The 2854-nt window shown below is 69.1% G+C and carries 2 protein-coding genes; one reads left to right on the plus strand and one right to left on the minus strand.

Annotated features, from left to right (window positions below; genetic code table 11):
• Window positions 1–129: 129 nt before the first annotated feature.
• Window positions 130–873, minus strand: coding sequence for a 3-oxoacyl-ACP reductase family protein (locus MJ777_RS06435; protein WP_239309325.1), 744 nt, complete (start codon window positions 871–873; stop codon window positions 130–132).
• 81 nt (window positions 874–954) lie between these two features.
• Between MJ777_RS06435 and MJ777_RS06440 the strand changes: the two genes are divergently transcribed.
• Window positions 955–2646: an amidohydrolase family protein gene (locus tag MJ777_RS06440; protein ID WP_239309324.1), complete on the plus strand. Its 1692-nt coding sequence runs from the start codon at window positions 955–957 to the stop codon at window positions 2644–2646.
• Window positions 2647–2854 lie beyond the last annotated feature (208 nt).

Raw genomic sequence — 2854 nt, forward strand, 5'->3', positions numbered from 1 at the left:
TCTAAGCCCCGCTGGCACCACCTTTGACGTGCGGCAACCGGCCCCCCTGCCGCGGGAGCTGAGCCGGCTCGACGGCGGCGCGACAACGCCGTCTCGGGCCGGGGACATTCTGGAGATCCTTTCGGAATCCTAGGCACCCATGCTCAGGCCACCGTCGACGGTGACCACCGACCCGGTGACGTAGCCCGCTCTGTCGTCCAGCAGGAAGCGGACGGCGTGCGCGAGCTCAGCGGGATCACCGCGCCGCCCCAACGGGATCATCGCGCGAATCGTCTCCTGCGCGGCCGGCGCCATCGAGTTGGTCATGTCCGTCTCGAAAACACCGGGCACGACGAGATTGACGGTGATGCCCTTACGCGCGACCGCCCGCGCGAGCGAGCGCGTCATACCCAGCAGGCCGGCCTTGGCCGCCCCATAGCCGATCTCGACCGGACTGCCCATAGCTGCGGTCACCGACCCGACGTTCACGATGCGCCCGAAACGGCGTTCCGCCATGGGCGCAAGTACAGCGCGGGCGAGATACCACGGGCCGGACAGGTTCACCCGCAGGGCACGCTCCCAGTCCTCATCGGTCATCCTGAAGGCACTGTTCTCGACTAGGAGACCCGCGTTGTTGACGAGGTGGTCGACGCGGCCGTGTTCACCCAGCACGTCGGCGACGAGCTTTCGGCAGAAGTCCGGGTCGCCGACGTCCCCGGCGTGCATGCTGACTGAACCGCCCCGGTCGACCAGACGTTCGCGCAACGCCTCCGCACCAGCGTGGTTACCAGCGTAGATGGCCACGACATGCGCCCCCGCACCGACAAGAACCTCTGTGATCGCAGCACCGATACCACGGGTACCACCGGTGACGATCGCGACTCTGCGCTCCAAGATCCCTCCCTCGCCTTCCTCGACTTGTTCTGACAGAATGACTATTTTAGTAGAATCATTATACCTAATGAGAGGCTCTCAATGGACAACTTGCTCGTACGCGGCGGCAGCGTCGTGGATGGCACCGGATCCCCGGCCCGGCCCGGCGACGTCCGGGTCCGCGACGGCGTCATCGCGGAGATCGGGGTGGGACTGCGGCCGGACGGCGAGCGAGTCATCGACGCATCCGGCGCCTACGTGACACCCGGCTTCATCGACGTGCACACCCACTTCGATCCCACCCTGTTCTGGGACCCGATGTGCGACCCGATGCCTCAGCACGGCGTGACAACCGCGCTGGTGGGTAACTGCTCGCTGTCCCTGGCGCCGGTCCGCCCCGCGGACAGAGCCGGGCTCGCGGCCCTGTTCTGCTACATCGAGGACCTTCCCCACGAGGTGCTCGACACCGCCCTGCCCTGGGACTGGGAGTCCTATGGTGACTACCTGGACGCGGCCGGGAAACGCGGCGGCTACGGCCTCAACGTCGCTGGGCTCGTAGGTCACAACATGCTGCGCCAGTACGTCATGGGCGAGCAGGCGTGGGATCGGGCCGCGACCGCTGACGAGCGAGCGCTGATCGCGGCCCTGCTGGCCGGCTCCCTCGACGCCGGCGCGTTCGGCATGTCGACATCGCTCGGATTCGACGAGGACCGCGCCGGCCGGCCGGTGCCGAGCCGGATCGCCGACGACGCCGAGTTCGCCGCGCTGATCGACGTCCTGGCCGACCGGTCCCGGTTCATGACGTTCATCCCGGGCCAGTCGGGCCGTCAGATGCGTGCGGACGTCCGGCGGATGGGCGATCTGTGCCGGCCACGTGACCTGATGCACTCCTGGATCGGTATCTTTCACACGTCGGACAAGCCCAACTGGGCCCGGGAGATGCTCACGTTCGCCGCGGAGCTGCAGGCCGGCGGAATCCGCTCCTACCCGCAGGTAAGCCCCCGGACGCTGGACATCCACGTGAACTGGAACGGCGGGATGTCCTGGATGGGCCTGCAGGAGACCTGGCATCGGATGGTGCAGGCCACGCCCGGCGACAAGCAGCGGATGCTGACCGACCCGCAGTGGCGGGCACAGGCGCGGGCGGAGTGGGACCAGGTCCCTCGAACGATGATCCCGCACCGCCACCCCGACCGGATCCGGTTCGTCTCCGTCACCCGCCCGCACAACGAGAAGTGGGTGGGCTCGACCCTGGCCGACCTTGTCATCGCCCATGCCGGCCACCCGTCCGACGTCCTCGCCGACTGGCTGCTGGACAATGACCTCACGCCGGGTGTCGTCGGTGTCGGCGTGTCCAACGCGGACGCGGACGGCGTTGCGGAGACTCTCTCGCACCCCGCCTCCATCATCGCCAACAGCGACGCGGGCGCACACCTCGCGATGATGTGCGCCATCGGTGACACGACCCTGACCCTGACCCGCCATGTGCGCGACCGCGACGACCTCACCCTCGAACAGGCCGTGCACAAGATGACGGGACAGCTCGCGGGCCTGTTCGGCTTTGCCGATCGGGGCGTCCTGCGCGAGGGCGCCGCCGGCGACATCGTCGTGTTCGCGCTCAACGAGCTCGAATGGAAACGGGACGTGTTCGTCTCGGACCTGCCGACCGGGGCTGCCCGGCTGCGCCGCCCCGCGGGGGGTTACCGGATGACCGCGGTCGCGGGGACGATCGTGCAGGAATTCGGTGAGCTCACCGGCACCCGCCCGGGGCGTTTCCTGCGCGCGGCCCGCTGAGAGCAACTGCTGGCCAGCTCACCCCGATCATCTCCCCGGGGCACCCGACGGACGCCGCGCCCCTGGTGCCGGGCGCGCTGACACGCACGTCCCGCGCGCAGGGCACGGCCATGCTCCGTCCCTTCGCCTGCCCGCGGGACACGACGGTCCGGGTCCCGCGGGCAGGCGGGCAGGCGGGCAGGCGGGCTTCGTCCGGCCTGCCGAGCGG

The sequence above is a fragment of the Protofrankia sp. Cj5 genome (assembly GCF_917627405.1).
GTDB lineage: Bacteria > Actinomycetota > Actinomycetes > Frankiales > Frankiaceae > Protofrankia.

What these genes read in the sequence shown, in the direction of transcription:
- MJ777_RS06440 (WP_239309324.1), top strand. Translation starts at nt 955, where the DNA reads ATGGACAACTTGCTCGTACGCGGCGGCAGCGTCGTGGATGGCACCGGA.